We start from the raw sequence: 26,311 nt of genomic DNA on the forward strand, positions 1-26,311 counted from the left end.
ACACACCACCATGAACGTGCAGATCCGCCAGCTCGCCACCGCAGACGCCGACTTCGACACCAGCTTCCAGCATGTGCTGCACTGGTCCGAAGCGACGGACCATGCGATCGAGCAGCGGGTCACCGACATCCTGGGCGACGTGCGCACGCGCGGCGACGCCGCGGTGCTCGAGTACACCGAACGGTTCGACGGGCTGAAGGCCGCGTCGGTGGCCGAGTTCGAGATTCCCCGGGGTGAGCTGCAGGCCGCGCTCGCGAGCCTGCCGCCCGTCCGGCGCCAGGCCCTCGAGGCGGCCGCCGACCGCGTGCGCGACTACCACCAGCGGCAGCTGGAAGTGACTGGCCGCTCCTGGAGCTACCGCGACGCCGACGGCACGCTGCTCGGCCAGAAGGTCACGCCGCTCGACCGCGTGGGCATCTACGTGCCGGGCGGCAAGGCCCAGTACCCGTCCAGCGTGCTGATGAACGCCATCCCGGCCAAGGTGGCGGGCGTGGGCGAGATCATCATGGTCGTGCCCACCCCGGGTGGCGAACGCAACGCGATGGTGCTGGCCGCCGCCGCGGTGGCGGGCGTCGACCGTGCCTTCACCCTCGGTGGCGCCCAGGCCGTGGGTGCGCTCGCCTACGGCACGGCCACGGTGCCGGCCGTCGACAAGATCACCGGCCCCGGCAACGCCTACGTCGCCAGCGCCAAGCGCCGCGTGTTCGGCAAGGTGGGCATCGACATGATCGCCGGCCCGAGCGAGATCCTCGTGCTGGCCGACGGCACCACGCCGCCCGACTGGGTCGCGATGGACCTCTTCAGCCAGGCCGAACACGACGAGATGGCGCAGAGCATCCTGCTGTGCCCGGACGCGGCCTACATCGCCCAGGTGCGCGAGGCCATCGACCGCCTGCTGCCCGCCATGCCGCGCCACGAGGTGATCCGCGCCTCGCTCGAAGGCCGCGGCGCGCTGATCCTCACGCGCAGCATGGAAGAGGCGTGCGAGATCAGCAACCGCATCGCCCCGGAACACCTGGAAGTCAGCTCGACCGACCCGCACCGCTGGGAGCCGCTGCTGCGCCACGCCGGGGCCATCTTCCTGGGTGCCTTCACCAGCGAGAGCCTGGGCGACTACTGCGCCGGCCCGAACCACGTGCTACCCACGTCGGGCACCGCGCGCTTCTCGTCGCCGCTCGGCGTGTACGACTTCCAGAAGCGCAGCAGCCTGATCGAGGTGAGCGAGGCCGGAGCCCAGAAGCTCGGCACCATCGCCGCCGAACTCGCCTACAGCGAGGGCCTGCAGGCCCACGCCCGCGCCGCCGAACTGCGCCTGAAGGATCTGACCAAATGACCGCCGACCTCGACACCCGCATCCAGCGCTGCATCCGCCAGGACGTGCAGTCGATGCACGGCTACGCCATCCAGCCGAGCGCCGGCTTCGTCAAGCTCGACGCGATGGAGAACCCGTTCCGCCTGCCCGAGCCGCTGCGCACCGAACTCGGCCGCCGCCTGGGCGAGGTGGCGCTGAACCGCTACCCCGCGGGCCGCATCGACGACCTGCGCAACGCGCTCAAGCGCCACGTGAACCTGCCTGACGGCTTCGAGCTGGTGCTGGGCAACGGCTCCGACGAGATCATCACCATGCTCAGCATGGCCTGCGACGTGCCCGGCGCGAAGGTGCTGGCGCCGCTGCCGGCCTTCGTGATGTACGACGTGTCCGCGCGCCTGCAGGGTCTCACGTTCGTGGGCGTGCCGCTCACGGCCGACTTCGAGCTCGACGAGGCCGCGATGCTCGCCGCCATCGCCGAGCACCAGCCCGCGCTCGTCTACCTCGCGTACCCGAACAACCCCACGGCGAACCTGTTCGACGACACGGTGATGGAGCGCATCGTGGCGGCCGCGCCGGGCCTCGTGGTGATCGACGAGGCCTACCAGCCGTTCGCCTCGCGCGACTGGTTCGAGCGCATGACGCGCCACCCGCACGTGCTGGTGATGCGCACGCTCAGCAAGTTCGGCCTGGCCGGCGTGCGCATCGGCTACATGGTGGGCCGCAAGGCCCTCGTCGACGAGGTCGACAAGGTGCGCCCGCCGTACAACGTGAGCGTGCTGAACGCCGAGGCCGCGATCTTCGCCCTCGAACACGCCGACGAGTTCGCGCGCCAGGCCGCCGTGCTGCGCAGCGAGCGCACGCGCCTGCTGGCCGCGCTGTCGAAGCTGCCCGGCTGCAAGCCGTTCCCGAGCGAGGCCAACATGGTGCTGGTGCGCGTGCCCGACGCCGCGGCGCTGTTCGCCGCGCTCAAGGCACGCAACGTGCTCGTGAAGAACGTCTCCGGCCTGCACCCGCTGCTGGCCAGCTGCCTGCGCCTGACGGTGGGCACGCCGGAGGAGAACACCCTGATGATCGAAGCCCTGGAAGCGAGTTTGAAATGACAGCCGAACGCATTGCCGACGTCACCCGCAACACGGCGGAAACCAAGATCCGGGTCCGCATCAACCTCGACGGCACGGGCACGGCCAAGCTGTCCACGGGCATCGGCTTCTTCGACCACATGCTCGACCAGATCGCCCGCCACGGCCTGATCGACCTCGACATCGACTGCAAGGGCGACCTGCACATCGACGGCCACCACACGGTGGAAGACGTGGGCATCACGCTTGGCCAGGCCGTGGCCAAGGCCGTGGGCGACAAGAAGGGCCTGCGCCGCTACGGCCACGCCTACGTGCCGCTCGACGAGGCGCTGTCGCGCGTGGTCATCGACTTCTCGGGCCGACCGGGCCTGCACATGCGCGTGCCGTTCAAGTCCGGCATGGTGGGCGCGTTCGACACGCAGCTCGCCTTCGAGTTCTTCCAGGGCTTCGCGAACCATGCCCTCGTCACGCTGCACATCGACAACCTGCACGGCGACAACGCCCACCACCAGTGCGAGACGGTCTTCAAGGCCTTCGCACGGGCCATCCGCATGGCGCTCGAGATCGACCCGCGCATGGGCGACGTGATCCCGTCCACGAAGGGGTCGCTGTGAGCAAGACCGTCGCCGTCGTCGACTACGGCATGGGCAACCTGCGGTCCGTGTCGCAGGCGGTCAAGCACGTCGCCGCGGGCACGGGGTTCGATGTGATCGTTACCTCCAACCCCGACGAGGTGTACGCGGCCGAGCGCGTCGTGCTGCCGGGGCAGGGCGCCATGCCCGACTGCATGCGCGAGCTGCGCGACTCGGGCGTGCAGGAGGCCGTGCTGCACGCGGCCGCGAACAAGCCGCTGATGGGCGTGTGCGTGGGCATGCAGATGCTGCTGTCGCACAGCGAAGAGGGCGACACCGGCGGCCTCGGCCTGATCCCCGGCGACGTGGTGCGCTTCCGCCTCGAAGGCCAGGTGCAGCCCGACGGCAGCCGCTACAAGGTGCCCCAGATGGGCTGGAACCGCGTGCGCCAGGCCCGGCCTCACCCGGTCTGGGCGGGCGTGCCCGACGACGCCTTCTTCTACTTCGTGCACAGCTTCCACGCGAAGCCCGCCGACGCCGCGCACAGCGTGGGCGAAACGGATTACGGCGTCCGCTTTACCTGCGCCGTCGCCCGAGATAACATTTTCGCGACCCAGTTCCATCCGGAGAAAAGCGCCGAACACGGCCTCGCCCTGTACCGCAACTTCCTCCACTGGACCCCGTGACGCCCCACGAAGGCGTTCTTCCTTCCCTCACCACCTCCACCCTCGGCCATGCTGCTGATCCCCGCGATTGACCTGAAAGACGGCCACTGTGTGCGCCTCAAGCAAGGCGACATGAATGCTTCCACCACCTTCGGGGAAGATCCGGCGCAGATGGCCCGACGATGGGTCGACGCCGGCGCACGCCGCCTGCACCTCGTGGACCTGAACGGCGCCTTCGCGGGCAAGCCGGTCAACGAGGCCGCCATCAAGGCCATCCTGGCCGAAGTGGGCGAGGAGATCCCGGTGCAGCTGGGCGGCGGCATCCGCGACCTCGACACCATCGAGCGCTACCTCGACGACGGCCTGAGCTACGTCATCATCGGCACGGCCGCGGTGAAGAACCCCGGCTTCCTGCGCGACGCCTGCAGCGCCTTCGGCGGCCACATCATCGTGGGCCTCGACGCGAAGGACGGCAAGGTCGCCACCGACGGCTGGAGCAAGCTCACGGGCCACGAGGTCATCGACCTGGCGAAGAAGTTCGAGGACTACGGCGTCGAAGGCGTGATCTACACCGACATCGGCCGCGACGGCATGCTGTCGGGCATCAACGTCGACGCCACCGTGAAGCTGGCGCAGGCGCTGAGCATCCCGGTGATCGCGTCGGGTGGCCTGTCGAACATCGCCGACATCGAGAAGCTGTGCGCCGTCGAGAGCGACGGCGTGGAAGGCGTGATCTGCGGACGCGCCATCTACAGCGGCGACCTCGACTTCGAGGCGGCCCAGCGCCGTGCCGACGAACTCAACGGCGTCTGACCCTTCATCCTCTTTCCCGCGTGGTTCGTCCTGGCGGCCGCGCCGTGTCCACACTTCGGCACCCCCGCCATGCTTGCCAAACGCATCATTCCCTGCCTCGACGTGACCGGCGGTCGCGTCGTCAAAGGTGTCAACTTCGTCGAACTGCGTGACGCCGGCGACCCGGTCGAGATCGCCGCGCGCTACAACGACCAGGGCGCCGACGAACTCACCTTCCTCGACATCACCGCCACCAGCGACGGCCGGGACCTGATCCTCCCGATCATCGAGGCCGTGGCGTCGCAGGTCTTCATCCCGCTGACCGTGGGCGGGGGCGTGCGCACGGTGGACGACGTGCGCCGGCTGCTGAACGCCGGGGCCGACAAGGTGAGCTTCAACTCCGCGGCCGTGGCCAACCCCGACGTGATCCGCGACGCCTCGGCCAAGTACGGCGCCCAGTGCATCGTGGTGGCCATCGACGCCAAGGGCCGGGCCGATGGCTCGGGCTGGGACGTCTACACCCATGGCGGGCGCAAGAACACCGGTCTCGACGCCGTGGAATGGGCGAAGAAGATGGCCGCGTACGGCGCCGGCGAGATCCTGCTCACCAGCATGGACCGCGACGGCACGAAGATCGGCTTCAACCTGCCGCTGACGCGCGCCGTGAGCGACGCGGTGGACGTGCCGGTCATCGCCTCCGGCGGCGTGGGCACCCTCGAGCACCTGGCCGAAGGCATCCAGCAGGGCCATGCCGACGCGGTGCTGGCCGCCAGCATCTTCCACTACGGCGAACACACCGTGGGCGAGGCCAAGGCACTGATGGCGAGCCGGGGCATCCCGGTGCGTCCTTGAGCGCGGCGGGACCGCGGGGCACGCCGCCCCGCGAGGTGCGCATCATCGGCGGCCAGTGGAAGCGCAGCAAGCTGCCGGTGGCGAACCTGCCCGGCCTGCGGCCCACGCCCGACCGCGTGCGCGAGACCCTTTTCAACTGGCTGGGCAACGACCTCGATGGCTGGCGCTGCCTCGACGCGTTCGCCGGCAGCGGGGCCCTCGGCTTCGAGGCCGCGTCGCGGGGGGCGTCCGAGGTGACGCTGCTGGAGCGCGAAGGCCGCCTGGTGAAGGGCCTGCAGGACGTGCACGCCCGCCTGAAGGCTGGTGATTCCGTGCGGGTGACCGGCGCCGACGCCATCACCTGGATGGGCCGCCAACCGGCCGGCAGCTTCGAGCTGGTGTTCGTGGACCCGCCGTTCGACGCCGGCCTGTTCGGCAAGGCCGTGGCCGCCGCGTCGCGGGTGGTGGTGCCCGGCGGGCTGATCTACCTCGAGGCCGACCGGGAGTTCTCGCCGGAAGACTTCAGCGGCGAGCCGCTCACCCGGCACCGCCACGGGCGTGCCGGCACGGTGCACTACCATTTGTTTCAACGTGCCGAGCCCGGCTACACTGCGCCCGAATCGACCGCAGCCGCCCCGAAGGAGCCCGCTTGACTTCCGTGACCCGCCTCACCGCCGTCTACCCCGGCACCTTCGACCCGATGACGCTGGGCCACGAGGACCTGATGCGCCGGGCCGGCCGCCTGTTCGAGCGCCTGATCCTCGCCGTGGCCGCCGGCCACCACAAGCGCACGATGTTCACGCTGGCCGAGCGGCTCGAGATCGCCCAGGAACTGGCCGTGAAACACCCGAACGTCGAGGTGATCGCCTTCGACGGGCTGCTGAGCGACTTCGTGACCAGCCATGGCGGCAAGGTGGTGGTGCGCGGCCTGCGCGCCGTCAGCGACTTCGAATACGAGTTCCAGATGGCCGGCATGAACCGCCACCTGATGCCCAACGTGGAAACCGTGTTCCTGACCCCGAGCGACCAGTACCAGTTCGTGTCGGGCACGTTCGTGCGCGAAATTGCCAACCTCGGCGGTGATGTCTCCAAATTCGTGTCACCCTCCGTCCTGAGCCGCTTGCACCAGAAGGTGAAAGCGGACAAGAAGGCCGGCTGATGTTCTTCCGGCCCGACTGCGGAGCGTGACCCGAGATGGCGTTGCTGATCACCGACGAATGCATCAACTGTGATGTGTGCGAGCCCGAGTGCCCGAACCAGGCGATCTCGATGGGCGAGGCTTTTTACGAGATCAACCCGGCCAAGTGCACCGAGTGCGTGGGGCACTTCGACGAGCCCCAGTGCGTGCAGGTGTGCCCGGTGAGCTGCATCCCGATCCACCCGGACCACATCGAGTCCAAGGAAACGCTGTGGGCGAAGTACCGGAAGCTTCAGGGGCTGACCGACGCGCCTGCGCCCGACAGCGCCTCCTGAGCGAATGGCGTCCCGGCGAACGCTTGCTGCGGTTCGGGGGAAAACGACAAGCTCCCGAAAACACTCGTCATCCCGGCGAACGCCCATTGCTGTCCGGGGAAAAAACGGAAGATCGGTGACAGGCCCGACCCCGAGCGGGATGCAACGGATCTGCCGATGTCGTGACTCGATCGCATCGCGAAAACACGCTGTCATCCCGGCGCAGGCCGGGACCCTGAGCGTTGTGCCCCGCTCAGGCGCCGGAAAGTCCTCCGCGATGGCTCGCTGCCCTCGTGCCGAGGTGCAGTGTCTGGAGGTTCAACGCCGCGCTTCCGGCAAGGCCCAGGGTCCTGGCCTGCGCCGGGATGACGAGTGTTTTGAGTTCGTCTCGTTTTCCCCGGACAGCAATGGGCGAACGCCGGGATCCAACGTGGCCCAGGGCGCGCCATTGGACCGGTGGGCCCCGGCGTTCGCCGGGGTGACTTGCTGAGGGCGGTGCGTCTTCAGCGCGCAGCGGCAGGCTTCTTCCTGTCGCCTTCGTCGGCCGGCGCCCCCTTGAACGGCACCGTCAGCCCGTCGTCACGGCCCCGCTTCTTTTTCTTCGCCACCTTGCCGGACGTCTTCCGGTCCTCGGACTCGGCGACCCGTGTCACCGGGATCAGGCCCGGTGCACGCACCCGCGCGGCCTCGAGGCGTTCCCGTGCCGCCGCCATGCTGTCGGCCGCCGCGGCGGTGCGCCGGACCGCGTCTTGCGCTTCGGCGCGCTGGCCGGCGTCGCGGGTGTCGCTCACGTCCAGTGCGCGGCCCTCCCCGGCGGGGCAGGGGATCTGCGAGAACGTGCGGCCTTCGGGACCGCAGCGGTAGATGGTGGCGGCGTGACCGGTGGCGGCGAGCCCCGCGAGGCACACGGCCAGGGCCGCGAGGCCGCGGGCGACGGCGAAGCCACGCATGTCGCCGCGCCGATCAGGTGGAGGGCGTTTCGCCGGCCGGGGCCGCGGGCTTGCCGACCCCCTCGGGCCGGGGCGGCTTCGGGCGCGGCGGCTTCGCGTTGATCTTCATGTTCGCACGCTCCATGTTGGCTTCGAGCAGCAGGTCGAGTGCCGGCAGGGTGCGGTGGATGCACTCGTGGATGGCGTCGCGCGCTTCCGGCTTGGGCTTGCGCAGCACGTAGTCGACCACCTCGGCCTTCACGCCGGGATGGCCGATGCCGAGGCGCAGCCGCCAGTAGTCGGGGGTGCCGAGTTGCGCGTGGATGTCGCGCAGTCCGTTGTGGCCGGCGTGGCCGCCGCCGAACTTGATCTTGACCTGGCCCGGGAGCAGGTCGAGTTCGTCGTGGGCCACCAGCACCTCGTTGGGCGCGATCTTGAAGAAGCGGGCGAGGGCGGCCACCGACTTGCCGGAGAGGTTCATGTAGGTCTGCGGCTCGAGCAGCCACAGCGGGCCCTCCTGGCGGTTCACCCGGGCGACGAGCCCGAAGTAGCTGCGCTCGGGCACGAGCGTGGCCTTGAGTTCGCGCGCCACGGCGTCGATCCACCAGAACCCCGCGTTGTGGTTCGTGGCCTCGTATTCCGCCCCGGGGTTGCCGAGGCCTACCAACAGTCGAATCATGGCGACATTATCGGTGCTGGATCCCGGGAGGGCGGTGCCGATCCGCCCTCGAAACTCAGGTCCTGCGCCGCCGGTCGATCCACTCGAACAGCCCCATCCCCACCAGCATCGCGGCCACGAAGAGCAGGGCCTTCGAGTGGCCCATCACCATCGCGACGAGCGCCGGCCCCGGGCAGAACCCCGCCAGGCCCCAGCCGGCGCCGAACAGCAGGCCGCCCGCGACGAGCCGCCGGTCGATGTGCCGGGCCGTGGGCAGCTTCATCGCCGAACCCAGCAGCGAGACGGAGCGCGGGCGGGCGATGGTGAAGCCCACGAGGCCCACGGCGATCGCGCCGCCCATCACGAGGGCCAGCGACGGGTCCCAGCGGCCCGCGAGGTCCAGGAAGGCGAGCACCTTCGCCGGGTCGGTCATGCCGGAGAGGATCAGGCCGAGGCCGAACACGAGGCCGGCCGCGAAGGCGGAGAGCAGGAGGGCCATGGCGTGTCCTTCAGCCGGCGAACAGGTGGCGGATCACCCAGACCGCCACGAAGCCCGCGGCCATGAAGGCGAGGGTGGCCACGAGCGAACGTGGCGACAGGCGCGAGAGGCCGCACACGCCGTGGCCGCTGGTGCAGCCGGACCCGAGGCGCGTGCCGAAGCCGACCAGCAGGCCCGCGGCGACGGTGGCCGACGTGCCGGCGTCGATCGTCACCGGCGGCCAGGCCGTCACGGCCCGCCACAGCCACGGCGCGGCGAACAGACCCAGCAGGAACACCACGCGCCACGCGGTGTCGCCGCGCGCCGGGGGCAGCAGTCCACCGAGCACCCCGCTGATGCCCGCGATGCGGCCGTTCAGCAGCACGAACATCGTGGCGGCCAGGCCGATCAGGGCGCCGCCGGCGAGGGCGGTCCAGGGGGTGAAGGCATTCCAGTCGAGGGTCATGGCGGGATCTCCTGCGGCATGGTGGCACACCGGGCACGGACGAAAAAAAGCCCCGCCGAGGCGGGGCTTCTCAGATGCCCGAAGGCTCTTCTTATTTCTTGTTCTGCTTTTCGGACTTCTTGCCCTTGCCAGCCGGAGCGGCGGGGGCAGCGACGACCGGAGCGATCTCGGCTTCTTCGACCGGGACCGAGGTCGACACGATCACCGGGTTCGGCTTGCCTTGCGTCACGACCTTGACGCCGGCGGGCAGCTTCAGGTCGCTGACGTGCAGGGCCTGGCCCTTGGTCAGTTCGCCGAGTTCGACGGTCAGGAACTCGGGCAGGGCCTTGGCCAGGCACGAGATGCGGAGTTCGGTGACGACGTGGTTCACCAGGCACTTGTCGGTCTTGACGGCCGGCGAGTTTTCTTCGTTCACGAAGTGCAGGGGCACCTTCTTGACGATCATCGTGGTGGCGTCGACGCGCTGGAAGTCGATGTGCAGCACGATCTGGCGGAAGGGGTGCAGCTGGTAGTCACGGAGCAGCACTTGCTCGGACTTGCCGTTCAGTTCCATGTCGAGGATCGACGAGTGGAACGCTTCCTTCTTCAGCGCGTGGAACAGCGCGTTGTGATCGAGTTCGATCAGCGACGGGGTGGCGGCGCCACCGTAGACGATGCCAGGCACCTTGTCGGCGTTGCGCAGGCGGCGGCTCGCTCCGGTCCCCTGCAGCTTGCGCTCGAAAGCAACAAATTTCATGGTTTGCTCCAAATAGGAAGACGCCCGCGACCAGGCGTCGAAGTGGGCCTTGCGGCCCGCGAAAGACAGCGCCTGTCGGCACCGCCGTGTGCGGATCAGAAGTTGTTGTTCTGCTCCGCGAACAGGGACGTCACCGACTCACCGTCGGAGATGCGACGGATGGTTTCGGCGAACAGGAACGCGACCGACAGCTGGCGCACCTTCGGGCAGGCCTTGCCGTCTTCGCTCAGCGGGATGGTGTTGGTGATCACCACTTCGTCGAGCTGCGAACCCTTGATGCGTTCGATGGCCGGGCCCGAGAACACGGCGTGCGTGCAGTAGGCGTACACGCTCTTCGCGCCACGCTCCTTCAGCACCTCGGCGGCCTTCACGAGGGTGCCGGCGGTGTCGATCATGTCGTCCATGATCACGCAGTTGCGGTTCTCGATGTCGCCGATGACGTGCATCACTTCGGACACGTTGGCCTTCGGGCGGCGCTTGTCGATGATGGCCAGGTCGCAGCCGAGCTGCTTGGCCAGCGCACGGGCGCGCACCACACCGCCGACGTCGGGCGACACCACGACCAGGTCGGGGTAGCGCTTGCTCTGCACGTCGGCCAGCAGCACGGGCGACGCGTAGATGTTGTCGACGGGGATGTTGAAGAAGCCCTGGATCTGGTCGGCGTGCAGGTCCATCGTGAGCAGGCGCTCGACACCGACGGCTTCCAGCATGTTGGCCACGACCTTCGCGCTGATGGGCACGCGGGTGGAACGCGGGCGGCGGTCCTGGCGGGCATAGCCGAAGTAGGGAATCACGGCCGTGACGCGGCGGGCGGAGGCCCGCTTCAGCGCGTCGACCATGATGCACAGTTCCATCAGGTTCTCGTTCGTGGGCGCGCACGTGGGCTGCACGACGAAGATGTCGCGCGCACGCACGTTCTGCTGGATCTCGATGGCGACTTCACCATCGGAGAACCGGCCGACCGAAGCCTTGCCGAGTTCGATGCCCAGGTGCGAGGCCATTTCCTGCGCGAGGGCGGGGTTGGCGTTGCCGGTGAACAGAACGGTATTGAAAAGCACATTCCCTCCGTCGGGGCTGGTTTGGGGCGCATTCGCGGGCACAGCGCGCCCTTTCATTTCAGCTGCGGTGTGCCACCGGGTGGCACGGGAACCATGACGAAAAATTCGTCACCCATATCGACAAAAAGAGCCTCAGCGCATCGGTCCGGCGGACCGCTCACTGAAGCTCTTTTTTCTAATTCAGTGGCAGGGGAAGAAGGATTCGAACCTTCGCATGTCGGAATCAAAATCCGATGCCTTAACCAACTTGGCGACTCCCCTACACAGGCTGCCTGCTTTCGCAAGCGGCCCAAAACTTTTCAGTCGGAAGCCCAACCCCTCAGGGGATGTTCCTCCAGACTCCGGCACATTCTTCCAACCCAACCCTCCGGCAAATCGGAAGGAAGGGACGCCAGTGGCTGGTGTCCTGTGCCTGCCCTGGCGAACACGGCACTGCCGGAACCGGTCATGCGGCTGTTGCCGAACCGTTCCTGCAGAACCCGGGCCACTTTCGTGACTTCGGGGCATTCAGACTCTGCCGGAGGCTGCATCACATTGATGCCGTATCCGTCTAGAAGGCTTTGAATGCCTGCATCAACCAGGAAGCCCGCTACTTTATCAGGTTTGTTGTCGCGCGCCAAGAGCGGACTCGCAAAAATCGCACGGGTTTCGATGCCAGCCGCCGGTTTGACCACCGCGAGCCATTGCCGCGGCAGGGCCAGCGGGGTCAGGACCTCGCCCACGCCTTCCACGAAGGCATTCTGGCCGCCGATGAAAAAGGGCACGTCGGCCCCGAGCGACAACCCCAGTGCCATCAGGCGTTCACGGGACCAGCCGAGGTCCCACAGCCGGTTCAGCGCGAGCAGCGTGCTGGCCGCGTCCGAACTGCCGCCGCCCATGCCGGCGCCCCACGGCACCTGCTTGTCGATGCTGATGTCGGCGCCGAACGACGTGCCCGAGGCGGCCCGCAGCGCGCGGGCGGCGCGCAGGCACAGGTCGTCGGCGGGCAGGGGGGCGGTGAGGTCGTGGCGCTGCAGCCGGCCATCGGCGCGGCGCTCGAAGTGCAGCGTGTCGGCCCAGTCGATCAGCACGAAGACGGACTGCAGCAGGTGATAGCCGTCGGCCCGCCGCCCCACGATGTGCAGGAACAGGTTCAGCTTGGCCGGGGCGGCCACGTCGGTCAGGGTCATCGCGCTCATCGGTCGACCTGGGCGCGGACGGTCACCAGCGGCGGCGCGGCCCGCTGCGCGACCACGAGGCCGTCGCCGAAGCGGCCCAGGCGCACGGCCCAGCCGAGCTGGTCGAAGCCGGGTTCGGTGGGCGGCGTGGTGGCCTGGCTGGGCGCGCCGGACCAGGGGCGGCCGCGCAGCCAGTCGAAGAGGGCGGCCACGGGCAGGCTTTCGCCCAGCATCTCGCGGGTGAGTTCGTCGAGGTTGCCGAACGTCGATTCGCCGTCGGACGTGACCAGGCGGGCGCCCTCGGGCGACCAGTCGGCCTGCGCGATCATCGTGCCGAGCGGGCTCGTGAGGCTCATGCGGCCGGCCGGCGGGCTGCCCGCGAGTTCGAACCCGGCCGTGACCGACCGCGCGGGCTGGCCGGCGCTCGCGTCCACCTTCACGGCCAGGCGGCCCGAGAGGCTGTCGCCGGGCGGTGCGGGCGGTTGCACGGTGGTGCACGCCGACACCACCGCCGCCGCGGCGGCGGCCATCGCGACGCGCCGACGGATCACAGGTCGACCTTCAGGCGGGCGAGGGTGTCGCGCAGCACGTCGTTCGTGGCATCGCGGGCGCGCACCTCGCGCAGGATGCGGCGGGCCTCGTCGCGCTGGCCGGTGACCCACAGCAGTTCGCCGAGGTGCACGCCGATCTCGACGTCGGGGCGCAGGCGGTAGGCCTGGCGCAGCAGGCGCAGCGCCTCCTGTGAATTGCCGAGGCGGTACTCGACCCAGCCGAGGCTGTCGGTGATGAACGGCTCGTTGGGAGACAGCTCGAGCGCCTTGACGATCAGTTCGCGCGCCTCGGGCAGGCGCAGGTTGCGTTCGGCGAGCGAGTAGCCGAGGGCGTTGTACGCATGGTGATGGTCGGGGCGGATCTCGATCACCTTGCGCAGCAGCCGCTCCATGTCCTCGAGGCGGTTGAGCTTCTCGGCCATCATGGCCTGCTGGTACAGCAACTCCGAATCGTTCGGGTACTTCCGGTTCGCCTCGGCGAACACGGCCTCGGCCTGGGCCCATTGCTTCGCGTCGCTGTAGAGCTGGGCCTCGAGCACGAGCTTCGTGCGCGCCGCTTCGGGCGTGTCTTCCGGGGCCTTGCGGACGAGGTCCACGGCCTGCTTGAGCTTGCCCTGCTTGGCCAGCAGCTCGGCACGGCGGGCCGTCACGTCCAGCGCGCGCTGGGGGTCGGTGACCTTCGCGAGCCAGCCCTCGGCGCCCGCGTAGTCGCGCTGCATCTCGGCGGCGCGTGCCAGCAGGAAATAGGCTTGCGCCACGCTCTGGTCGGTGGGGCTGTCGTCATCGTCGTCGTCGCCCGCGGCGAGCACGATGGGCGACTGCGTGCCGGTGGCCGGGGCCGTGGCGACGATGGAGCCGTCGCGCAGGCCGGCGAGGTAGCGGTAGACCGTGGTGGTGGCCTCGGCCGGCTTCTTCAGTTCGAGCTGCAGCGCGGCGAGGGTGACCCACGGCGCGGCGATCTGCGGGTCGCGGCGCGTGACTTCGTCGAGCTGCGCGGCGGCCTCGGCGTAGCGGTGCATCGAACTCAGCACGCGGGCGTACAGGATGCGGATGGCCGAGCCCTGCGGACGCACCTTCAGGTGGTCGACCACGATCGCGTCGGCCTCGGGGTGGCTCACCAGCAGTTCCATGGCCAGCAGCGCGGGCGTCTCGGCGGCGGGGTCCTGCTGGTGGGCGGCGCGGGTGAGTTCGAGCGCACGTGCGGTGTCGCCGGCGGCCGCCATCATGCGGGCAAGGGCGATGCTCGCGCCGACCCGGGTCTCGGGCTTGGCGACCCACGGCGTCAGCACCGGCTCGAGCAGCTGGGCGTTCGCCTTGCGGTCGCGGTTGCGCGCGAACAGGCGGGGGATCGACGCGAAGGTGCCGGCACGGTCCTCGGGCGGGGTCAGGTCGAGCATCGCACGCGTGGCGGTGGCGGCCTCGGGGAAGCGGTCGAGCGCCAGCAGCAGCTGCACCTCGTAGCGCGTGGCCTGCACCGACGTCGGGATGGCGTTGCGCCAGGCCTGGACGGCGGACAGCGCGGCGGGGCCGTCGCCCATCTCGGATGCGAGGCCCACGGAACGGCGGAACAGCGATTCGTCGAGCGAGCGCCGGGCCGCCTCCAGCATCATCTGGTACGCGAGGCCCTTCTGGCCGGAGCGGGCCTCGAGTTCGGCCACGAACAGCTGCGTGAACATGCGCGCGTTCAGCGGCGAGTTGTTCACCACGGCGGGCGGGGCGTCGTCCGCGTCGGGGTCGGTGGGGGCGGCCGCCGCCTGCGCGCGTGCCGCGGGGGCAAGCGCCAGCGAACAGGCCAGGGCGAGCGCTGCACGAGAAATTGGGGAGAAGGCCCGCATGAATGCTCCTGTATGCGTGATCGATTCTAGTGTCACGTCCCGGCCGGCGTCTGCGGCGCCCCGGCTCGCCATAATCGAGGCATGCCGGAACTGCCCGAAGTCGAAACCACCCGCGCGAGCCTGGCCCCGCGCATCGCCGGCGCCGTGGTCACGGGCGTGCGCCTCGGCAAGCCGCTGCGCTGGCCGCTCGGCTGCGACCCCGACAGCCTCGTGGACCGCACCGTGGGCGAGGCCACCCGCCGCGGCAAGTACCTGTGGCTGCCGCTCACCGGCGGCGGCCTGCTGATGCACCTGGGCATGTCGGGCTCCCTTGCGTTCCGCGATGCCGTGCCCGAGCCGGCCGCGCACGATCACTTCGACCTGCTCACCACCCGGGGCACCCTCCGTCTGACCGATCCCAGGCGATTTGGTGCCGTGGTCTGGTCGAACGCGCTCGACCAGGACCCCGCCCTCAAGCTGCTGTCCGGCCTGGGCCTCGAACCCTTCGACCCCGCCTTCACCGGCGCCTACCTGCACGACGCGCTGAAACGCCGCCGCATCGCCGTGAAGCTCGCGCTGCTGTCGGGTGACATCGTGGTGGGCGCCGGCAACATCTACGCCTGCGAGGCCCTCTTCGCCGCCGGCATCGACCCGCGCCTGCCCGCCAACAAGGTCAGCCGCCCCCGCGCCGAGCGCCTCGCCGAGGCCGTGCGCACCATCCTCGCCCGTGCCCTGGCCCTGGGCGGCACCACGCTGCGCGACTTCAAGGACACCCACGGCATGGCCGGCGCCTTCCAGGACCAGGCCAGGGCGTATGGCCGCGAAGGCGACCCGTGCACCGTCTGCGGAACCCCCATCCGGAGAATCACCCAGGCCGCCCGCTCCACCTTCTTCTGCCCGTCCTGCCAGAAAAGATAGGCAAAGACGGTGGCCAGTGGGGAAATCCGCACGGTCCGGCGGCCCCGAGGGTGACCAAGTGTTTCGACGGGGGCGGCGGGCATGCCCCTTGCGATACCATGGCCGACGCTTACCTGCCGGGCCCGTCCATTTCCATGGCTTCTTCCTTCGCAAGCAGTCTTGATGCTCTTGGCCTCTGGCGCGCCGGCCTGGGGCGCCGCCTCGACGAATTCGGCCATTTCCTGGGCGAACACGACCTGGCCGATCCCGCCGCGGCCGAAGCCCTCGACACGCTGCGCCGCGGCCTCGTCAACGAGAAGCTCGTGGTCGCCTTCGTCGCCGAGTTCTCGCGCGGCAAGTCCGAGCTCATCAACGCCATCTTCTTCGCCGACACCGGCCGCCGTGTGCTGCCCGCCACCCCGGGGCGCACCACCATGTGCCCGGTCGAGCTGGGCCACGACGGTGAAGAGGCGCCCGCGCTCGCGCTGCTGCCCATCGCCACCCGGCTCGAAGGCCTGTCCCTCGCCGACCTGCGCTCGCAGCCCCGCGCCTGGACCCACATCCCGCTCGACGTGACCCACCCCGAGCGCCTGTCCGAGTCGCTCCAGGAAGTGATGCGCACCCAGTGGGTGAGCGTCGACGAAGCCCGCGCGCTGGGCTTCTGGCACGACGACAACACCGAAGACAACCCGCCGGTGGACGACACCGGCCGCGTGGAAGTGCCGGCCTGGCGCCACGCGATGATCAACTACCCGCATCCGCTGCTCAAGCGCGGCCTGGTCGTGCTCGACACCCCGGGCCTGAACGCCATCGGCGCGGAACCGGAACTGACGCTGAGCCTGCTGCCGTCCGCGCACGCGATGGTGTTCATCCTCGGCGCCGACACCGGCGTCACGAAGTCCGACCTGACCATCTGGCGCGACCACCTCGGCTCGCCCACCACGTCGAGCTTCGTGGTGCTGAACAAGATCGACGCGCTGCGCGACCCGCTCGCCACGGCCGCCCAGGTGGCCGACCAGATCGAGACGCAGCGCAACAACACAGCGCGCACGCTCGGCGTGGCGCCGGAGAAGGTGTTCCCGCTGTCGGCCCGCCAGGCGCTCGCCGCCCGCGTCGACGGTGAAACCGCCGCGCTGGCCGAGAGCCGCGTGCTCGACCTGGAAGCCGCCCTCGGCGCCCAGCTGCTGCCGCAGCGCCGCGACGTGCTGCAGACCACCGTGGTCGACGCCGTGATGCGCACCGAGGCGCTCGTGTCCCGCCGCCTCGGCGACCGCCGCCGCCAGCTCGCCGAGCAGTTGCTCGAGCTGCGCGGCCTGCGTGGCAAGAGCGGCGCGAAGACCCGCCTGATGATCGAGCGGGTGGACGCCGAGACCCGCGAATTCGAGCAGTGCACCGCCCGCCTGCAGGCCATGCGCATGGTCCACAGCCGCATGCTGAAGAACGCGCTGATCGACCTCACCAGCGACCGCCTGCGCGAAGAGGTCACCGAGATGCAGACGGCCATGCACGCCACGCTGCTCAACCTCGGCGCCAAGAAGGCGTTCATCGCGCTGTGCAGCCGTCTGCGCGAGCTGCTCGAAGCCACGCAGACGCGCGGCAACGAGATCCACACGATGCTCACCGCGTCGTTCGCGAAGCTCAACGCCGAATTCGGCTTCTCGCTGTCGGTCAACCAGATGCCCGACATGAACCGGTTCGTGCAGGAGCTCGCGCTCATCCAGCGCAACTACGTGCAGTACCTGGGCCTCACGCAGGCGCTGCGCCTGTCGCAGACCAAGTTCATGGAGCAGTTCCGCCGCATGCTGATGTCGAAGCTGCGCGTGGTGTTCGAGAACGCCAGCGGCGAACTCGAGCTGTGGAACAAGATGGCGTCGTCGCAGGTCGATTCGCAGCTGCGCGAACGCCGCCGCGGCTTCCGCCGCCGCCGCGAGGCGCTCGAGCGCATCCAGGCCGCCTCCGGCGAGCTGGAACACCGCCTGAGCGAACTCGAGGCGCAGGACGCCCAGCTGCAGCAGCAGGTGGCCCGCTGCGCCGACCTGATCGGCAAGCTCAAGGAACACGCCCACCTCGACCCCGCCACGTTCGGCGAGTCGGGCCACGGTCAGCTGGTCGACACCGAATCGCGCATCGCCATTCAAGCCTGATCCCCGGCTCTTCTTGCAGTCCAGCTCGCCGTCCCGTTTCGCCACCCCGCTGATCGCGTGGCAGCGCACGCACGGACGCCACACGCTGCCGTGGCAGCAGACCACCGACCCGTACCGCGTGTGGCTCTCCGAGATCATGCTGCAGCAGACGCAGGTGACCACGGTGCTGGGCTACTACGCGCGGTTCCTCGCCCGCTTCCCCGACGTGCGGGCGCTGGCCGAAGCCGAACAGGACGACGTGCTCGCGCTGTGGAGCGGCCTCGGCTACTACAGCCGCGCGCGCAACATGCATGCGTGCGCGAAGGCGGTGGTCGAGCGCTTCGGCGGTGAATTCCCGCGCAGCAGCGAGCTGCTGCAGAGCCTGCCCGGCATCGGCCGCTCGACGGCGGCCGCCGTCGCGGCCTTCTGCTACGGCGAGCGCGTGGCCATCCTCGACGGCAACGTCAAGCGGGTGCTGACGCGGTTCCTCGCGTTCGACGCCGACCTGGCCGTGGCCGCGAACGAGCGGGTGCTGTGGAACCGTGCCACGGAGATGCTGCCGGAGCAGGGCATCGAGGCGTACACGCAGGGCATCATGGACCTCGGCGCCACCATCTGCCTGCCCCGGTCGCCGCAGTGCCTCGTGTGCCCGGTGCAACCCGGTTGCCAGGGACGCCGCGACGGGCAGCCCGAGCGCTTCCCCGTGAAGACGCGCAAGCTCAAGCGCAGCCAGCGCGAGAACGCCTGGCTCTGGCTCGTGCGCGACGACCGCCTGTGGCTCGTGCAGCGTCCCGAGACCGGTGTGTGGGCAGGCCTCTGGAGCCTGCCCGAGTTCGACTCGGTCGACGCCTTGCGTGCGGCCGCGGCCGACTGGCCCGGTGCGGCCGAGGTGCTCGACGCGTTCAAGCACGTGCTGACCCACCTCGACTGGACGCTGCATCCGGTGGTCTGGCGCCTGCCGGCGAAGGCCGTCGCGAAGGACGTGGCCCGCATCACGGCCACGCTGCCGGCCGGCCGCTGGGTCACGCGCGACGAGGCGCTGTCGATGGGCGTGCCGTCGGCGTTGCGCAAGCTGCTGGAACGCACACCCCCATCAGCGGGGGGCTGAAAACGGGGTTCACCCCACCTCGGTGGGGAGGGCAAGGAGCGTGACTTCCCGCACGCTTCAGGGCTGGGTCGTCGCGGTGACGGCCCGCATTCGAACACCCAGGGATCCATGCAGCACCCATCCTCTTCCTCCTTCCTCGCGTGGGCCGCGGCGCCCGCGCTCGCGGTCTCGCTGTTGCTCACCGCCTGCGGCGGTGACGACGCCCCGGCGCCGGCCACCGGCACCGAAAACCCGCAGGCCCCGAACTCGACGGTCGCGGGCACCGTGCTCGACACGGCCACCGGCAAGCCGGTCGGCGGTGTCACCGTGAAGTCGGGCACCCAGACGGCCACCACCGACAACGACGGCCGCTTCACCGTGCCCGTGGCGGCCGGCACGCGCACCGTGCTGACGTTCAACAAGACGGCCTATGCCGAGAACGTCGTCGTCACGCACGCCGTGGCGCAGCAGACCACCACCGTCACCGCGCAACTGCTCCCGGTGGCCGCCAGCGGCGTCGTCGACCCGGCCGCGGGCGGGTCGGTGACCGTGCCCGGTTCGTCCGCGCGCGTGACGTTGCCCGCTGCCGCCCTGGCGCGTGCCGACGGCCTGCCGATCTCGGGCTCCGTCACCGTGTCGGTCACGCCGATCGACCCGGCGGTGAACCCCGCCTACATGCCCGGTGACTTCCGCGCCCGCACGACCGCCGGCCTCTCGAGCATCGAGAGCTACGGCGCGATGACCGTGACCCTGGCCGACACCACCGGCGCCCGCGTGAACATCGCCACGGGCAAGTCGGCCACCGTGCGCATCCCGCTCTCCACGCGCGGCACGCCCACGAACAGCATCCCGCTGTTCTGGTTCGACGCCACGAAGGGCGAGTGGGTGGAAGAAGGCACGGCCACGCTGGCCGGCACCGCGCCCAACCAGTACTACGAAGGCACGGTGACGCACTTCACCACCTGGAACGCCGACCAGTACGTCAACACCGTCAACATCACCGGCTGCCTGAAGGACGAGGCCGGCGCCGCGGTGGCCAACGCACGCATCGTGACCGACGGCATCGACTACTCCGGCACCGCCTCGGCCATCACCGACGCCGCCGGCAACTTCGTCGTGCCGATGAAGCGCCAGGCCAACGGCACGGTCACCGCGCAGAGCGGCGTGCGCTTCTCCAACACCGTCTCGGTGACGTCGGGCACGGCGGATGCGCCGCTGTCGCCCACCGGTGCCTGCCTGGTGCTGAGCAACGCCGCTACCGGCCTGACCATCAAGCTGACCTGGGGCCGCTCGCCGTCCGACGTCGATTCGCACCTGTTCGCTCCGAACGGCGACCACGTGTACTTCGCCGCCGATGGCAGCCTGACGGCCGCGCCGTTCGCCGCGCTGGACGTGGACGACATGAGCAGCTACGGCCCCGAGGTGATCACGGTGCGCCGCCTGATGGTGGGCACGTACCGCTACGCCGTGAACAACTTCAGCGAAGACACCGGCCCTGGCCTGACGGGATCGCCCACGCGCGTGGAACTGAACAACGCGGGGGCGGTGTCGGTGTTCACGCCGCCGGCGGGTGAGGGCGCCAACACCTGGTGGTGGACCGTCTTCTCGTTCACGGTGGACGCGCAATGCCGCATCACGGTGACGCCGATCCAGACCTGGTCTGCGACCGACCCGGTCGAAGCGCCGAACACCCCGGCCACGTACTGCACGGCGTCCTGAGGACCGTGTGAGCGCCCCCGGCCGGTGTCCCACCGGCCGGGGGCTTTTTCATTCCGGGATCAGCGCACCACGCCCTTGCTGCGCAGGAAGTCGTCCACCAGCTGGAGCCGGCCCACGGGGTCTTCCAGGGCCATCAGGCGCTGCTTCGCGGCCACCGAGATGGGCAGGATCTCGCACCACCGGTTGGCCACCCAGCCCGCGTCCTCGAAGTGGAAGGGTTTCAGGAAAGGCTCGGAGCCCTGCTGCTTGAGCGTGCCGATGGCGTTGGCAAGGCCCTTGACGGTCTCGAGCTGAGACTCGGACGGCGCCACGCGCTCGTCGTTGTCGAGGGCGCGCGTGCGGCCCTCCCAGAGCCCGTCGTCGAGCTGCGTCTGCCCCACGAGCGTGAAGCGGTTCAGGCCGCGCGCACGCACCTGAAGGATGCCGGCCTGGGGCGCGTCCACCTCCATCAGCTCGGCCATCACACCGACGGCCTCGAAGGCATTGGGATCGGATGCCTTGCCGCCCTCGCTGGACTGGCGCACGGCCACCACGCCGAACGGCTTGTGTTCGCGCAGGCAGGAACTCACGAGGTCGAGGTAGCGGGCCTCGAACACCTTCAGGCTCAGCAGGCCGCCTGGAAAGAGTACGGCCTGCAGCGGAAGGAGCGGCAGTTTCACGGTCGAGGAACGAAAGCGCATGCGCGGCAGCAAAGAGGTCAATCGCGGGCGTCGAGTTCGCGGTGGCGGATCAGCGAGACGCTGCGCTTCGAGAACCGGCGGGCGAGCGTCTCGGTCAGGTAGACCGAGCGGTGCTGGCCACCGGTGCAGCCGATGGCCACCGTGAGGTAGCTGCGCTGGTCGTTCTCGAACGCGGGCAGCCAGCGGGCGATGAACGCCTCGATCTGCTCGAGCATCTCGGCCACCTCGGGCTGGGCCTCGAGGTACTGGATCACGCCGTCGTCGCGGCCCGTCTGCGCACGCAGTTCACGGATGTAATAGGGGTTCGGCAGGATGCGCACGTCGAACACGAAGTCGGCGTCGAGCGGCACGCCGTGCTTGAACGCGAACGACTCGAACACGAGGGTGAGGGCGAGGCTGCCGGCCTGCACCAGGTCGCGCATCCACAGCCGCAGCTGGGCGGGGCGCAGCTGGCTGGTGTCGACCACGGTGGAGATCTCGCGCAGTTCGGCGAGCAGCTCGCGTTCGAGTTCGATGGCGTCGTACAGGGCACGGTGGCCGTCGGGCGCCTTGTCTTCCCGGCGGCGGTTGAGGCTCTGCGACGTGGCCTGCTGCGACAGCGGGTGCGGGCGGCGCGACTCGGAGAACCGGCGCACCAGCGCGTCCGTGCCGGCGTCGAGGAACACCGAGCGGATCACCACACCTTCACCCCGCAGTTCCTCGATCAGCGGCAGCAGGTGGGGCAGCGAACCGGCGCTGCGCACGTCCACCGCGATGGCGACGCGGCGCTGCGAGCGGCCGTGCTCGAGTCGCAGGAAGTCGCGCAGCAACTCGGGCGGCAGGTTGTCGACGCAGAAGAAGCCCGCGTCTTCCAGCGCGTGCAGCGCGACCGACTTGCCGGACCCGGAGATGCCGGTGACGAGCACCACCTCGTTGAGCGCTGCGGGGTCGGGGGCTCCGGGAGCGGGGGTGTTCATGATCGTTTGCGTGCGCGGGCGGTGGTGGGGACGTCGGCGGCCACGGACAGCAGTTCCTGCGCGTGGGCGAGGCTCGTGCTGGACAGGCGTTCACCTCCCAGCATACGGGCAATTTCGGCGACGCGCGATTCCCCATGGACGGGGGTGATGTCGCTGCGCGTGCGGCCTTCGTGCGCGGCCTTCGCCACCACGAAATGGTGGTCGGCGCAGGCGGCCACCTGGGGCAGGTGCGTGACCGCCATGACCTGGCGGTCGCGGCCCAGCTGCTTCATCAGGCGGCCCACGGTGTCGGCCACCGCACCGCCCACGCCCGCGTCCACTTCGTCGAAGATCAGCGTGCCCGCGGCTTCGCCATGGGGCGCGAGCTGGCTCGTGGTGACGGCGATGGCGAGCGCGATGCGCGACAGCTCGCCCCCCGACGCCACCTTGGCCATGGGGCGCGGCGTGCTGCCGGCGTGGCCGGCGACCAGGAACTCGGCCGATTCGAGACCGTGCGACTGGGGCGTGTCCTGCTTCTGCAGCGCCACCTCGAACACGCCGCCGGCCATGCCCAGCTGCTGCATCGCGGCGGTGACGGCGTGGCTGAGCTTCGGCGCGGCGGTGCGGCGCACGCCCGACACCCGCTTCGCCTCGGAGTCGAACGTGGCCTTCGTGTCCTTGACCGCCGCTTCGAGCGCGGCCAGGTCGGCCGCGGCGTCGAGGGCGCGCAGTTCGTCCTTCCACGCCGACAGCGTGGCGGGAAGCTCGGCCGGCGTGCGGCGGTAGCGTTTCGCGAGGCCCATCCACGCGGACAGGCGGTCGTCGAGTTCCTGCAACCGCTCGGGCTCCAGGTCGGCATGGTTCAGGTAGCTGCCGAGCGTGTGGGCGGCGTCCTGCAACTGCGTCTGGGCGCTCTGCAGCACCTCGGCCACCTCGGCGAGGCGGTGGTCGTACTCGGCCACGTCCTGCAGGGCATCGGCGGCGCGGGCGGTCAGGCTGTCGGCGCTGTGGTCGGCCTCGCTGATGGCGTCGAGCGCCACGCGGGCCGCGTCCATCAGGGCCTGGGCGTTGGACAGGCGCGAGTGTTCGGCGTTGAGCTCGTCCCACTCGTCGGTGCCGGGGGCGAGCTTGTCGACCTCGTTGATCTGCCAGGCCAGTCGCTCGCGTTCGCGTTCCAGGTCGGCCTGCTGCGTGCGGGCGCGTTCCAGCGCGTCGGTGGCGGCCTTCCAGCGCGACCACGCCGCGGCGAGGGCGTCGGTGTCGAGGCCCGCGTAGGCGTCGAGCAGCCCGCGCACGGAGGCCGGCCGCGTGAGGCTCTGCCACGCGTGCTGGCCGTGGATGTCGACGAGGTGGTCGGCCGCCTCGCGCAGCTGCGCCACCGTGGCGGGGCTGCCGTTGACCCACGCGCGGCTCTTGCCCTGGGCGTCGATGACGCGGCGCAGCAGCAGCGTGTCGCCCGGCTCGAAGCCGGCGTCCTCCAGCCAGCCGGCGAGGCTGGCGGGCGCGTCGAACTCGGCCGTGATCTCGGCGCGGGCCGAACCCTCCCGCACCACGCCGGCGTCGCCGCGGCTGCCGAGGGCCAACTGCACGGCGTCGATCAGGATGGACTTGCCGGCGCCGGTTTCACCGGTGAGCACCGAGAAGCCGGCCGAGAGGTCGACCTCGAGGGACGTGACGATGACGAAGTCGCGGAGGGCCAGGCGGCGAAGCATTCAGACTCCGGTGTTCCAGTGGAGTTTTCGGCGGAGCGTGGCGTAGTAGCTCCAGCCCAGTGGGTGAAGGAATCGCACCTGGTGCGACGAGCGCGCGACCGTGATGCGGTCGCCCGGCAGCAGGCTGGCCATGCCCTGCATGTCGAAGTTGACGCTGGCGTCGCGGCCCTGGGCCACCTCGATGCTGATGCGGCCCACGTCGGGCAGCACGATGGGGCGGTTCGACAGGTCGTGCGGGGCGATGGGCGCCATCACCCAGGCCGCGATGCCCGGGTGCAGGATGGGGCCGCCGGCCGACAGCGCGTACGCGGTGGAGCCGGTGGGCGACGCGACGATCAGGCCGTCCGCGCGGAAGTTGCCCACGAACTCGTCGCCGATGGTGACCTTCAGCTCGATCATCGACGACGTGGGGCCGCGGCTCACGACCACGTCGTTCACGCCGAAGCCGTCGAAGATCAGGCGTTCGTCGCGCCACACGCCGCCTTCGAGCATGGTGCGGCGTTCCTCTTCGTAGTCGCCTGCGATCATGGGGGCGAGGGCATCGGCGAAGTGGCCGATGGGCACGTCGGTGATGAAGCCGAGGCGCCCCTGGTTGATGCCGACCAGCGGCAGCCCGAACTGGGCCAGCTGGCGGGCGCTGCCGAGCATGGTGCCGTCGCCGCCCACCACGATGGCGATGTCGCATTCGCGGCCCATCTCGGCGTGGGTGAGGGCGTTGTAGTCCGTGATGCCCGTGTTCAGCGCGGTGTCGCGCTCGAGGGACACGTCGAGCCCCTGGCGGACCAGGAACTGGGCGATTTCCTCCAGCGGCCCCTGGATGCCACGGGCCTGGTACTTGCCCACGAGTGCGGCATGACGGAAGCGTGAAGACATGCTCAGAATTACACCACAGCAACATGACGGCGCCACCCCGGGAAACCGGCCCCGATCCGGCCCCGGCCTACAATCACTTTCATGCTGGACGAGCGTGCCAAGACCCTGCTGAAAGCGCTGGTGGAGCGCTACATCGCCGACGGGCAACCCGTCGGCTCGCGCACGCTCTCCCGGGCCTCCGGCCTGGACCTGTCCCCGGCCACCATCCGCAACGTGATGGCCGACCTGGAAGACCTGGGCCTGATCGCCAGCCCCCACACGAGCGCCGGCCGCATCCCCACCGCCCGCGGCTACCGCATCTTCGTGGACACCATGCTCACCGCGCAGCCGCGCGACCTGGGCCCGGGGCCCGACGCCCCGCAGATCCACCCCGACCAGCCCCAGCGCGTGATCGCCAGCGCCGCGCACCTGCTGTCGAACCTGTCGAACTTCGTGGGCGTGGTCACCGCGCCGCGCAAGGTGGGCGTGTTCCACCACATCGAGTTCCTGCGCCTGTCCGAGCGCCGCATCCTCGTGATCCTGGTCACCCCCGACGGCGACGTGCAGAACCGCGTCATCCTCACCGCCCAGGACTACACGCAGGGCCAGCTCCAGGAAGCCAGCAATTTCCTCACCGCGCAATACGCCGGCCTGTCCATCGAGCAGGTGCGCGAGCGCCTCAAGACCGAGGTCGACGCCCTGCGCGGCGAAATCGCCACGCTGATGCAGGCGGCCGTGGCCGCCGGCACCGAGGCCGACGACCAGCAGGAACAGGTCGTCATCTCCGGTGAACGCAACCTGCTCACGGTGCAGGACTTCTCGAGCGACATGGGCTCGCTGCGCAAGCTGTTCGACCTCTTCGAACAGAAGACCCAGCTGATGCGCCTGCTCGACGTCTCGAGCCGCGCCGAGGGCGTGCGCATCTACATCGGCGGCGAGAGCCGCGTGGTGCCGTTCGAGGAACTGTCGGTGGTGTCCGCTCCCTACGAGGTCAACGGGCAGATCGTCGGCACGCTCGGGGTCATCGGCCCGACGCGCATGGCGTACGACCGGATGATCCAGATCGTGGACATCACGTCGCGGCTGGTGAGCAATGCGCTGAGCACGAAGTAAGGGCCGCAGGCCTCGGCCTACGGCACCCGCCATCGCCGTCCGACACCTCGCTCCTGGCACGGCCTACGGCCTTGCACGCGGCGCATCGGCATCCTTGAGACCGTCGCGGCATCGTCCGCATCGTTTCGAGGAGATCCCCATGAAGAAACTCGTTTCCACCCTCGCCCTGGTGATGATGAGCAGCCTCGCCTTCGCGCAGGCCGGCACCGCCGTGAAGGAAGCCGGCAAGGCAACTGCCGAGACGGCCAAGCGCGGCGTCGAGGAGACCAAGAGCGTGGTCACCGACGAGCCGAAGAGCAGCGTGCACGATGCCAAGGCCGATGTGCACAAGGCCAAGGCGAAGCGGCATGGCAAGAAGGCCAAGGCGGCGGCGAAGGAGGCGGTGAATTGAGCGGTCGAAGCCGCTTCGGAACGACCCGCCTGTCAACTCCGGCGGAGAACGGCGTCGGATTGCCGTGGAGCTGCAGGCCAGGTTGGTAGGCCGGGTGGGACTCGAACCCACTGTCGAACGATTATGAGTCGTCTGCTTATACCGCTTAAGCTTCCGGCCCCGGGCAACCCGGCATCTTAACGCTGAGGGTCGGTCGCATCGCCTCGGGCACGAGGCGTACCGGGATCGTGGCGCGAAGACGCCGCGCGGGTC

28 protein-coding genes and 2 tRNA genes are annotated in these 26,311 nt (G+C 69.7%); 15 read left to right on the forward strand and 15 right to left on the reverse strand.

Features of this window, described 5'->3' with window-relative positions; genetic code table 11:
* The first annotated feature begins 10 nt into the window (after nt 1–10).
* From hisD to A4W93_RS04975, 9 genes are all read left to right on the forward strand, one after another.
* Complete coding sequence (hisD, locus tag A4W93_RS04935) at nt 11–1,333, forward strand: histidinol dehydrogenase (RefSeq protein ID WP_085749553.1); 1,323 nt, start codon at nt 11–13, stop codon at nt 1,331–1,333.
* Complete coding sequence (gene hisC / locus A4W93_RS04940; RefSeq protein WP_085749554.1) at nt 1,330–2,412, forward strand: histidinol-phosphate transaminase; 1,083 nt, start codon at nt 1,330–1,332, stop codon at nt 2,410–2,412. Before hisD ends, hisC begins: the two co-directional genes overlap by 4 nt.
* Nucleotides 2,409–3,005, forward strand: coding sequence for an imidazoleglycerol-phosphate dehydratase HisB (hisB, locus tag A4W93_RS04945; protein ID WP_085749555.1), 597 nt, complete (start codon nt 2,409–2,411; stop codon nt 3,003–3,005). Before hisC ends, hisB begins: the two co-directional genes overlap by 4 nt.
* Nucleotides 3,002–3,649, forward strand: coding sequence for an imidazole glycerol phosphate synthase subunit HisH (hisH, locus tag A4W93_RS04950; protein ID WP_085749556.1), 648 nt, complete (start codon nt 3,002–3,004; stop codon nt 3,647–3,649). Before hisB ends, hisH begins: the two co-directional genes overlap by 4 nt.
* Nucleotides 3,650–3,697: 48 nt before the next feature.
* Nucleotides 3,698–4,441 (forward strand): 1-(5-phosphoribosyl)-5-[(5-phosphoribosylamino)methylideneamino]imidazole-4-carboxamide isomerase, encoded by a 744-nt coding sequence (hisA, locus tag A4W93_RS04955; RefSeq protein WP_085749557.1) that lies wholly within the window; start codon nt 3,698–3,700, stop codon nt 4,439–4,441.
* 69 nt (nt 4,442–4,510) lie between these two features.
* Nucleotides 4,511–5,272: an imidazole glycerol phosphate synthase subunit HisF gene (hisF, locus tag A4W93_RS04960; protein WP_085749558.1), complete on the forward strand. Its 762-nt coding sequence runs from the start codon at nt 4,511–4,513 to the stop codon at nt 5,270–5,272.
* Entirely contained in the window at nt 5,269–5,904 is a 636-nt protein-coding gene (gene rsmD / locus A4W93_RS04965; protein ID WP_237357696.1) for a 16S rRNA (guanine(966)-N(2))-methyltransferase RsmD, read from the forward strand. Before hisF ends, rsmD begins: the two co-directional genes overlap by 4 nt.
* Complete coding sequence (coaD, locus tag A4W93_RS04970; protein WP_085749560.1) at nt 5,901–6,410, forward strand: pantetheine-phosphate adenylyltransferase; 510 nt, start codon at nt 5,901–5,903, stop codon at nt 6,408–6,410. Before rsmD ends, coaD begins: the two co-directional genes overlap by 4 nt.
* 35 nt (nt 6,411–6,445) lie before the next feature.
* Nucleotides 6,446–6,724 carry a YfhL family 4Fe-4S dicluster ferredoxin gene (locus tag A4W93_RS04975; protein ID WP_085749561.1) on the forward strand — a complete coding sequence of 93 codons (279 nt, stop codon included), beginning with the start codon at nt 6,446–6,448 and terminating at the stop codon, nt 6,722–6,724.
* Between the two features lie 482 nt (nt 6,725–7,206).
* Here the strand turns inward: A4W93_RS04975 and A4W93_RS04980 are convergent, their stop codons facing one another.
* The 10 genes from A4W93_RS04980 to A4W93_RS05025 form a co-directional block, all read right to left on the reverse strand.
* The gene (locus A4W93_RS04980) at nt 7,207–7,653 is read right to left on the reverse strand and encodes a hypothetical protein (RefSeq protein WP_085749562.1); all 447 of its coding nucleotides are present in this window, start codon (nt 7,651–7,653) and stop codon (nt 7,207–7,209) included.
* Nucleotides 7,654–7,666: 13 nt separating this feature from the next.
* A complete protein-coding gene (pth, locus tag A4W93_RS04985; RefSeq protein ID WP_085749563.1) occupies nt 7,667–8,311 on the reverse strand; it encodes an aminoacyl-tRNA hydrolase in 645 nt (214 codons plus the stop codon).
* 55 nt (nt 8,312–8,366) lie between these two features.
* A complete protein-coding gene (locus A4W93_RS04990; protein WP_085749564.1) occupies nt 8,367–8,789 on the reverse strand; it encodes a DUF6691 family protein in 423 nt (140 codons plus the stop codon).
* 10 nt (nt 8,790–8,799) lie between these two features.
* Nucleotides 8,800–9,234 (reverse strand): YeeE/YedE family protein, encoded by a 435-nt coding sequence (locus tag A4W93_RS04995; RefSeq protein WP_085749565.1) that lies wholly within the window; start codon nt 9,232–9,234, stop codon nt 8,800–8,802.
* A gap of 91 nt (nt 9,235–9,325) precedes the next feature.
* Nucleotides 9,326–9,970, reverse strand: a complete 645-nt coding sequence (locus A4W93_RS05000) for a 50S ribosomal protein L25/general stress protein Ctc (RefSeq protein ID WP_085749566.1) — start codon at nt 9,968–9,970, stop codon at nt 9,326–9,328.
* A gap of 95 nt (nt 9,971–10,065) precedes the next feature.
* Nucleotides 10,066–11,028, reverse strand: coding sequence for a ribose-phosphate pyrophosphokinase (locus tag A4W93_RS05005; RefSeq protein ID WP_085749567.1), 963 nt, complete (start codon nt 11,026–11,028; stop codon nt 10,066–10,068).
* A 184-nt stretch (nt 11,029–11,212) separates the two neighbouring features.
* A tRNA-Gln gene (locus tag A4W93_RS05010) sits at nt 11,213–11,289 on the reverse strand.
* Nucleotides 11,290–11,327: 38 nt separating this feature from the next.
* Entirely contained in the window at nt 11,328–12,206 is an 879-nt protein-coding gene (gene ispE / locus A4W93_RS05015; protein WP_085749568.1) for a 4-(cytidine 5'-diphospho)-2-C-methyl-D-erythritol kinase, read from the reverse strand.
* Complete coding sequence (locus A4W93_RS05020; protein ID WP_237357697.1) at nt 12,203–12,736, reverse strand: outer membrane lipoprotein LolB; 534 nt, start codon at nt 12,734–12,736, stop codon at nt 12,203–12,205. Before A4W93_RS05020 ends, ispE begins: the two co-directional genes overlap by 4 nt.
* Nucleotides 12,733–14,571: a tetratricopeptide repeat protein gene (locus A4W93_RS05025; RefSeq protein ID WP_085749569.1), complete on the reverse strand. Its 1,839-nt coding sequence runs from the start codon at nt 14,569–14,571 to the stop codon at nt 12,733–12,735. Before A4W93_RS05025 ends, A4W93_RS05020 begins: the two co-directional genes overlap by 4 nt.
* 81 nt (nt 14,572–14,652) lie before the next feature.
* Here A4W93_RS05025 and mutM point away from each other — a divergent pair, with 81 nt between their 5' ends.
* The 4 genes from mutM to A4W93_RS05045 all read left to right on the forward strand — a co-directional run bounded on the left by mutM (nt 14,653) and on the right by A4W93_RS05045 (nt 20,376).
* A complete protein-coding gene (mutM, locus tag A4W93_RS05030) occupies nt 14,653–15,468 on the forward strand; it encodes a bifunctional DNA-formamidopyrimidine glycosylase/DNA-(apurinic or apyrimidinic site) lyase (protein WP_085749570.1) in 816 nt (271 codons plus the stop codon).
* Between the two features lie 134 nt (nt 15,469–15,602).
* Entirely contained in the window at nt 15,603–17,591 is a 1,989-nt protein-coding gene (locus A4W93_RS05035) for a dynamin family protein (protein WP_085754040.1), read from the forward strand.
* 13 nt (nt 17,592–17,604) lie between these two features.
* Entirely contained in the window at nt 17,605–18,678 is a 1,074-nt protein-coding gene (gene mutY / locus A4W93_RS05040; protein WP_085749571.1) for an A/G-specific adenine glycosylase, read from the forward strand.
* Nucleotides 18,679–18,786: 108 nt separating this feature from the next.
* Nucleotides 18,787–20,376, forward strand: a complete 1,590-nt coding sequence (locus A4W93_RS05045; protein WP_085749572.1) for a DUF2135 domain-containing protein — start codon at nt 18,787–18,789, stop codon at nt 20,374–20,376.
* Between the two features lie 59 nt (nt 20,377–20,435).
* Here the strand turns inward: A4W93_RS05045 and A4W93_RS05050 are convergent, their stop codons facing one another.
* The 4 genes from A4W93_RS05050 to A4W93_RS05065 are packed head-to-tail and all read right to left on the reverse strand — an operon-like array spanning nt 20,436 to nt 24,576.
* Nucleotides 20,436–21,035: an LON peptidase substrate-binding domain-containing protein gene (locus A4W93_RS05050; RefSeq protein WP_320409212.1), complete on the reverse strand. Its 600-nt coding sequence runs from the start codon at nt 21,033–21,035 to the stop codon at nt 20,436–20,438.
* A gap of 38 nt (nt 21,036–21,073) precedes the next feature.
* On the reverse strand, nt 21,074–22,012 hold the full coding sequence (gene rapZ / locus A4W93_RS05055; protein ID WP_085749573.1) for an RNase adapter RapZ: 939 nt from the start codon (nt 22,010–22,012) through the stop codon (nt 21,074–21,076).
* Entirely contained in the window at nt 22,009–23,703 is a 1,695-nt protein-coding gene (recN, locus tag A4W93_RS05060) for a DNA repair protein RecN (RefSeq protein ID WP_085749574.1), read from the reverse strand. Before recN ends, rapZ begins: the two co-directional genes overlap by 4 nt.
* The gene (locus tag A4W93_RS05065) at nt 23,704–24,576 is read right to left on the reverse strand and encodes an NAD kinase (RefSeq protein ID WP_085749575.1); all 873 of its coding nucleotides are present in this window, start codon (nt 24,574–24,576) and stop codon (nt 23,704–23,706) included. It lies immediately after the preceding gene.
* A gap of 81 nt (nt 24,577–24,657) precedes the next feature.
* Here A4W93_RS05065 and hrcA point away from each other — a divergent pair, with 81 nt between their 5' ends.
* Nucleotides 24,658–25,668: a heat-inducible transcriptional repressor HrcA gene (gene hrcA, locus A4W93_RS05070; RefSeq protein WP_085749576.1), complete on the forward strand. Its 1,011-nt coding sequence runs from the start codon at nt 24,658–24,660 to the stop codon at nt 25,666–25,668.
* Between the two features lie 139 nt (nt 25,669–25,807).
* Nucleotides 25,808–26,059, forward strand: coding sequence for a hypothetical protein (locus A4W93_RS05075; protein ID WP_085749577.1), 252 nt, complete (start codon nt 25,808–25,810; stop codon nt 26,057–26,059).
* Nucleotides 26,060–26,142: 83 nt separating this feature from the next.
* Here the strand turns inward: A4W93_RS05075 and A4W93_RS05080 are convergent.
* Nucleotides 26,143–26,219 (reverse strand) — tRNA-Ile (locus tag A4W93_RS05080).
* Between the last annotated feature and the right edge of the window lie 92 nt (nt 26,220–26,311).

It is taken from the genome of Piscinibacter gummiphilus, assembly GCF_002116905.1.
GTDB classification, from domain to species: Bacteria; Pseudomonadota; Gammaproteobacteria; order Burkholderiales; family Burkholderiaceae_C; genus Rhizobacter; species Rhizobacter gummiphilus.